The sequence below is a fragment of the Oceanibaculum pacificum genome (assembly GCF_001618175.1).
Lineage (GTDB): Bacteria > Pseudomonadota > Alphaproteobacteria > Oceanibaculales > Oceanibaculaceae > Oceanibaculum > Oceanibaculum pacificum.
The window spans coordinates 1-7,547 of sequence record NZ_LPXN01000049.1 but is presented as its reverse complement, the minus strand read 5'-3'; the positions used below and the strand labels follow the sequence as shown (position 1 = coordinate 7,547).

4 protein-coding genes are annotated in these 7,547 nt (G+C 67.0%); 1 reads left to right on the top strand and 3 read right to left on the bottom strand.

The genetic code is table 11. The features are described 5' to 3' along the window. Positions 1 to 54 precede the first annotated feature (54 nt). The 3 genes from AUP43_RS04120 to AUP43_RS04110 form a co-directional block, all read right to left on the bottom strand. Positions 55 to 1,320, bottom strand: coding sequence for a M16 family metallopeptidase (locus tag AUP43_RS04120; protein WP_067553047.1), 1,266 nt, complete (start codon positions 1,318 to 1,320; stop codon positions 55 to 57). Between the two features lie 3 nt (positions 1,321 to 1,323). Continuing rightward, positions 1,324 to 2,730: a threonine synthase gene (thrC, locus tag AUP43_RS04115; protein ID WP_067553045.1), complete on the bottom strand. Its 1,407-nt coding sequence runs from the start codon at positions 2,728 to 2,730 to the stop codon at positions 1,324 to 1,326. Between the two features lie 80 nt (positions 2,731 to 2,810). Next, complete coding sequence (locus AUP43_RS04110; protein WP_198154820.1) at positions 2,811 to 3,587, bottom strand: tetratricopeptide repeat protein; 777 nt, start codon at positions 3,585 to 3,587, stop codon at positions 2,811 to 2,813. Between the two features lie 376 nt (positions 3,588 to 3,963). On the opposite strand from AUP43_RS04110, the gene AUP43_RS04105 reads away from it, so the two are divergent. Next, positions 3,964 to 7,476 carry an indolepyruvate ferredoxin oxidoreductase family protein gene (locus tag AUP43_RS04105; RefSeq protein WP_067553041.1) on the top strand — a complete coding sequence of 1,171 codons (3,513 nt, stop codon included), beginning with the start codon at positions 3,964 to 3,966 and terminating at the stop codon, positions 7,474 to 7,476. The last annotated feature ends 71 nt before the right edge of the window (positions 7,477 to 7,547 follow it).

Below are 7,547 nucleotides of genomic sequence, written 5' to 3'. Positions count from 1 at the left end.
GGCGTCTCGAAGCATCGGGCGGTTTGCTCCCTTGTCGTGCCGGCCATGCCGGCCTTACGCCGCCAGTCGCTCAGCGATGCGGTCCAGCGGCTCGACATGGGCGATGGGGCCGATGGTCGCCAGGGTCGGGCGGGAGGCCAGCAGGCGGGCGACCACGCGGTCGACGGCGGCGGCGTCGACCGCCTCCACCTTCTCCACCAGCTCCGACGGCGGGACGATGCGGCCATAGACCAGCAGCTGCTGGGCCACCTGCTCGCAGCGATTGCCGGTCGATTCGCGGCCCATCAGCAGACCGGCCTTGAGCTGCGCGCGGGCGCGGCCCAGCTCCGCCTCGGTCAGGCTGCCGGCGATCTCGCGGAAGCTGTCGCACAGCACGGGCACCAGCTCCGCCACCTGCTCGTCGCCGGTGCCGGCATAGACGCCGAACAGCCCGCCATCGCGGAACGCCGACTGGAAGCTGTAGATCGAATAGACCAGCCCGCGCTTCTCGCGGATCTCCTGGAACAGGCGCGAGGACATGCCGCCGCCGAACAGCGTGGAGAAGACCGAGAGCGCGTAGTAATCCGGGTCGTCATAGGCGATGGAATCGAAGCCCAGCAGCAGATGCACCTGCTCCAGGTCGCGATCCTCGCGCCGCTCGCCGCCGCGATAGGCGGCCGGGGCCTCCTCCTGCACCGGGGTCGGCTTCAGGTCGGCGAAGGCATTGCCGACCAGCTCCACCAGAGCGTCGTGATCGACCTTGCCGGCGGCGGCGAACACCATTTTCTGCGGCCCGTACTGGCCGCCGATATACTCCATCAGCGTGTCCCGGCCCATTGAGGTGACGGTCTCCACCGTGCCCAGCACCGGGCGACCCATCGGCTGGTCGGGATAGGCGGCTTCCTGGAAGAAGTCGAAGATGATGTCGTCCGGCGTGTCGTTGGCCTGGCCGATCTCCTGCACCACCACCTGCTGCTCGCGCTTCAACTCGGTCTCGTCGAAGGTCGAGTGCTGCAATATGTCGGCCACAATATCGACCGCCAGCGGCGTGTCCTCGGCCAGCACCTTGGCGTAATAGGCGGTGTTCTCGCGGCTGGTATAGGCGTTCAGCACGCCGCCGACGGCCTCGATCTCCTCGGCGATGGCCTGCGGGCTGCGCCGCTCGGTGCCCTTGAAGGCCATGTGCTCCAGCAGGTGGGAGATGCCGTTGATCTCGGCCTGCTCATGGCGCGTGCCAACGCCGACCCAGGCGCCCAGCGACACCGATTCCACATGCTCCATGCGGTCGGTGGCGATGCGCAGCCCGTTGGGCAGGGTGGTGATGCGGACGGAATCGTTCATGGATCAGGCAGCCCCTTTCAGGCGGGTCTTACCGGAGATGAAATTCTGCAAGGCGGCGAGGTCGTTGGGCAGCACGGTCAGGCGCTCCTCGCGCTCGAACAGGTCGGCCAGGCGGGGCGGCAGGGCGGGGCGCAGGCCGGTCGCCGCCTCCACCGCGTCGGGGAACTTCGCCGGATGGGCGCAGGCCAGCGAAACCAGCGCGACATCGGCATCGAGCGTCGCGGCCCTGGCCGCGCCGACGCCGACGGCGGTGTGCGGGTCGAGAATCTCGCCGGTCTCGCCATGCACGGCGCGGATGACCGCCCCGGTCTGCTGGTCATCCACCCGGTGGGCCTCGAACAGCGCCTTGGCGCGGCCGAGCTGATTGTCGCCGACCGCGAAGCCGCCGGTGGCGCGGAAGCCTTTCATCGTTTCGGCGACCAGTGCGCCGTCGCGGTCCAGCATGTCGAACAGCAGCCGCTCGAAATTGCTGGAAACCTGGATGTCCATGCTGGGGCTGAGGCTGGGCTCCACGCCCGCGATCTTCATTTCGCCGGACTGGAAGAAGCGGGTCAGGATGTCGTTGCGGTTGGAGCCGACCACCAGCTTCTCGATCGGCAGGCCCATCTGCTTTGCGGCATAGGCGGCGTAGACATTGCCGAAATTGCCGGTCGGCACGGAAAAGGCGATGCGCCGGTCCGGCGCGCCGATGGCCAATCCAGCGGCGAAATAATAGACGATCTGCGCCATGATCCGCGCCCAGTTGATCGAATTCACCGCCGACAGCCGCTGGGCGGCGCGGAAGGCGGGATCGTTGAACATCGCCTTCACCTGGTCCTGGCAATCGTCGAACGTGCCTTCCAGCGCGATGTTATGCACGTTGGCGGAGAGCACTGTGGTCATCTGCCGGCGCTGCACCTCGGAGGTGCGGCCCTTCGGATGCAGGATGAAGATATCGATGGCGGCGCGGTCGCGGCAGGCCTCGATGGCGGCCGAGCCGGTATCGCCGGAGGTGGCGCCGACGATGGTGACGCGCTCGCCGCGCCTGGTCAGCACATGGTCGAACAGCCGGCCGAGCAATTGCAGCGCCACGTCCTTGAAGGCCAGCGTCGGGCCGTGGAACAGCTCCAGCACCCAGAAATCCTGGTCGAGCTGCTTCAGCGGCGTCACCGCCTTATGCTCGAAGGTCGCGTAGGATTCCTCGACGATGCGGGCGAAGTCGGCCGCCGGGATCGCGCCGCCCAGGAACGGCGTCATCACCCGCTTGGCGATCTCGACATAGGGCAGCCCCCGCATCGCGCGCAGATCGTCGGCACTGAAGTGCGGCCAGCTTTCGGGCACATACAGGCCGCCATCCTCGGCCAGGCCGGCCAGCAGCACCTGCTCGAAATCGAGGGAAGGGGCGCTGCCGCGCGTGCTTACATACTTCATTCGGCCAACTCCATCATGGACGGGTCAACCTAATGCCGGCCGGGGGACTCTTCAAGGCGGGGACGCTTGGTCCGGGCCGCTTACTCCACCCGCACGTCCATTTCCTCCAGATTCATTCGCGCCGCGTCGCCGGCCGGCCCTTCCGGGGCAACGTCGAGCACCCAGAGGAAATCGCGCCGCGCGGCATCCTTGTCGCCCTCGGCGCGGTAGATGACGCCGCGTTCCAGGATCGCGTCCTGGAAGTCGGGGCGGATCGCCAGGGCCCGGTCGACATCGTCGCGCGCCAGCTCCAACTGGCCGAGATAGCGATAGGCCGAGGCGCGGATCAGCAGCACGTCCACCCGGCGCGGCGCGGTTTCGGCGGCGCGGTTCAGATCGTCGATGGCCTCGAAATGCTGGCCGGCGGCGATGCGGGCGATGGCGCGCTCCAGCCGCAATTCGGGATCGTCCGGGGCCAGCGCCACCGCCTCGTCGCGCGCCGCCGCGGCCTTGCCGGCCTCGCCCAGTTCGCTCCAGGCCTGCGCGGCCTGCGAGAGGATCAGCCCGCGCGTCGTCGGCCGCTGCTTCACGTCCGGGGTTTCGGCCAGCGCCGCCAGCCGGGCCGCCGCCTCGCGGTAATTGCCCAGATTCATCAGCGCCGTGGCGACGCAATGCTCGGCGGCGCTGCCGCCGCCGCGCTCGAACCAGGCGATGCCGCTCTTATAGGCCTCCTCCGGGGTTTCATCGGCCAGGCGCATGCAGTTTTCATATTGCGCCTTATTATCCAGCACCACGCCGCTTTGCCCCAGGGCGGGCCCCAGGGCGGGGCCGAGCGGCAATGAGACCAGAATGGCGAGCGGCAGCAGGATGGGACGCATGGAGGGGCCTTCGAAATAAGGGGGCTTCGACGCAGCGAAGAGGTCGGCGAACATTATGGCCGGCAGAGGGCGATGGCCAATGGTGCGTCGCACAAAGAAATACATTGCGCCGCAACATCGAGAATCGCGCAATTTAGTTGCCGGCGCGGAGTTAAAATTGGTAACGCCGCTCTATAGGGCAGCGTTGCTGTCCATCTTTCATTGCTTTTTTAGCAACCATGTCGGCAGGCAATTGTAGGAAACGTCAGCGATCATTACCATTTCAAAGGATAAGCCGGAATAGGCCGTCGCGCCCATGGGCCGTTGCCCGGGGGCGCCAATCGCGGGGGCTGCCGCCATATCGGCGGGCCTGTAAAAATCTTTTGGGAGCGAAACCATGACGCTCGCTGCTGTCAGCCTGGACGACAAATATACGCTCGAACGCGGCCGCATCTACCTGACCGGCGTACAGGCGCTTGTCCGCCTGCCGATGATCCAGCGCCAGCGCGACGAGGCGGCGGGTCTGAATACCGGCTGCTTCATCTCGGGCTATCGCGGCTCGCCGCTGGGCGGGTTCGACCAGCAGCTCTGGAAGGCGCGGAAGTTCCTGAAAAACAACCATATCGAATTCCAGCCCGGCGTGAATGAGGAGCTGGCGGCCACCGCCGTCTGGGGCAGCCAGCAGGTCAACCTGTTCAAGGACGCGCTGTATGACGGCGTGTTCTCCATCTGGTACGGCAAGGGCCCCGGCGTCGACCGTTCCGGCGACGTGTTCAAGCATGGCAACATGGCCGGCTCGTCGCGCAATGGCGGCGTACTGGTGCTGACCGGCGACGACCATGCCTGCAAATCCTCCACCCTGCCGCACCAGTCCGAATATGCCTGCATGGATGCGATGCTGCCGGTGCTTAACCCGGCCGGCGTGCAGGAGGTCATCGATTACGGCCTGATCGGCTGGGCGATGAGCCGCTATTCCGGCTGCTGGGTGGCGATAAAATGCATCGCCGACACGATGGACAGCTCGGCTTCCATCGATATCGATCCCAGCCGGCTTAATCTGGTGCTGCCGGACGATTTCGCGATGCCGGAAGGCGGCCTGAACATCCGCTGGCCGGACGAGCCGATGGAGCAGGAATACCGGCATCAGCGCCACAAGCTGTATGCCGCCCTGGCCTTCGCCCGGGCCAACAAGCTGGACAAGATCGTCATCGACAGCCCGAAGCCGCGCTTCGGCATCGTCTCGACCGGCAAATCCTATCTCGATGTGCGCCAGGCGCTGGACGAGCTGGGCATCGGCGAGGACGAGGCGGCGGCGATGGGCCTGCGGGTCTACAAGGTCGGCATGCCCTGGCCGCTGGAGCGCGAGGGGATGCGCCATTTCGCCGAGGGGCTGGAAGAGATTCTGGTCGTCGAGGAGAAGCGCGCCGTCATCGAGAACCAGCTCAAGGAGCAGCTTTATAACTGGCGCGAGGATGTGCGCCCACGCGTGATCGGCAAGTTTGACGAACAGCGCAACTGGATCCTGCCCTCCGCGGGAGAGCTGTCGCCCAGCCAGGTCGCCAAGGTGATCGCCGAGCGTATCCTGTGCTATCACGATTCGCCGAAGCTGCGCGAGGCGGTGGCCTATCTGGAAGCCAAGGAGAAGGCGCAGGCGGCCCCCGCGCACGGCTTCAAGCGCACGCCCTATTTCTGCTCCGGCTGCCCGCACAACACCTCGACCCAGGTGCCGGAAGGCAGCCGCGCCATGGCCGGCATCGGCTGCCACTACATGTCGCAATGGATGGACCGCTCGACCGAGACCTTCACCCAGATGGGCGGCGAGGGCGTGCCCTGGGTGGGCCAGGCGCCGTTCACCGCGACGAAGCATATCTTCGCCAATCTGGGCGACGGCACCTACAATCATTCCGGGTCACTGGCGATCCGGGCGGCGGTCGCGTCCGGCGTCAGCATGACCTACAAGATCCTCTATAACGACGCTGTGGCGATGACCGGGGGCCAGCCGGCCGACAGCGCGTTCACCGTCGACCAGATCGCCCGCCAGGTGCTGGCCGAGGGCGTGAGCGCCGTGCGCATCGTCACCGACGATCCGGAGAAATATCCGCTGAATGCCTTCCCGGCCGAGGCGACGATCTCGCATCGCGACGATCTGGATTCGGTGCAGCGCGAGCTGCGCGAGCTGTCCGGCGTCACCGTGCTGATCTACGACCAGACCTGCGCCGCGGAGAAGCGCCGCCGGCGCAAGCGCAAGCTGATGGTCGACCCGCCCAAGCGCGTCTTCATCAACGAGCAGGTCTGCGAAGGCTGCGGCGATTGCGGCGTGAAGTCGAACTGCGTGTCGGTGGTGCCGGTGGAGACCGAGTATGGCCGCAAGCGCAAGATCGACCAATCCTCCTGCAACAAGGATTATTCCTGCCTGAAGGGCTTCTGCCCCAGCTTTGTCGGGGTGATCGGCGGCAAGGTGCGCAAGCAGGCCGGCAAGGCCGCCGAGCCGGCCGGTTCGCCCCCTGGCCCGCGCCCGGTGTTCGGCGATCTGCCGGACCCCGTGCTGCCGGCGCTCGACCGGCCCTACGGCATCATGGTCGGCGGCATCGGCGGCACCGGCGTGGTGACCATCGGCGCGCTGATCGGCATGGCGGCGCATCTGGAAGGCAAGGGCGTCAGCGTTCTCGACATGGCCGGCCTGGCCCAGAAGGGCGGCCAGGTGCTGAGCCATGTGCGCCTCGCCGCCAATCCGCAGGATCTGCACGCCGCCCGCATCGCGCGCGGCGCCGCCGACCTGCTGCTGGGCTGCGACCTGGTGGTGGCCGCCAGCAACGAGGCGGTGCTGACGCTCGATCCCAAGCGCAGCCATGTGGTGGCGAACACACAGGAGGTGATGACCGGCGACTTCACCCGCAATCCCAACATGGCCTTCCCCGGCTCCAAGCTGCAATCGACGCTGGTGGAGGCGGCCGGGGCCGACCGGGTGGATTTCGTCGCCGCCAGCAAGCTGGCCACGGCGGCGCTGGGCGATTCCATCGCCAGCAACCTGTTCATGCTGGGCTTCGCCTGGCAGAAGGGGCTGGTGCCGGTTTCCGCCGAGGCGCTGGACAAGGCGATCGAGCTGAACGGCGTGGCGATCGAGTTCAACCGCGACGCCTTCCTGTGGGGCCGCCGCGCCGCGCACGATCTGGCGACGGTGGAGCGCATCCTGCAGCCGGCCGCGGGAAGCGGGGCGGACAAGGCCGACCCACAGCGCCATATCGCCGAGACGCTCGACGGGATGGTGGAAAAGCGGGTGGCGTATCTGACCGCCTATCAGGACGCCGCCTATGGCGAGCGCTACAAGGCGCTGGTGGCGAAGGTGCGAGCGGCCGAGCAGGCCAAGGCGCCCGGCCGCAGCGGCCTGGCCGAGGCGGTGGCGCGTTATTACCACAAGCTGCTCGCCATCAAGGACGAGTATGAGGTGGCGCGACTCTATACCGACGGCACGTTCCTGAAGCAGCTGCGCAGCCAGTTCGAGGGCGACTACAAGCTGGAATTCCACCTCGCCCCGCCGCTGCTGGCCGAGCGCGACCCGACCAGCGGCCATCTGAAGAAGCGCACCTACGGACCCTGGATGCTGAAGGCCTTCGGCCTGCTGGCCAGGTTCAAGGGCCTGCGCGGCACCGCCCTGGACATCTTCGGGCGGACCGAGGAACGCCGGATGGAGCGCCGGCTGATCGCCGAATACGAGGCGCTGATCGACGAGCTGCTGGCCGGCCTGTCGGCGGAGAATCACGGCATCGCCGTGGCGCTGGCCGGCCTGCCGGACAAGATTCGCGGCTATGGCCATGTGAAGGAGGCCAACCTGGCCAAGGCCAAGGCGGAGGAAAAACAGCTCCTCGCCGCCTTCCGCGATCCCCACATCCCCGCCCAGGCGGCGGAGTAACGACAAGGGCCGCCCTGAAAGGAGCGGCCCTTGGAGTTTGCCGCCAATTCGCCGCCGTACCCTTCGAGACG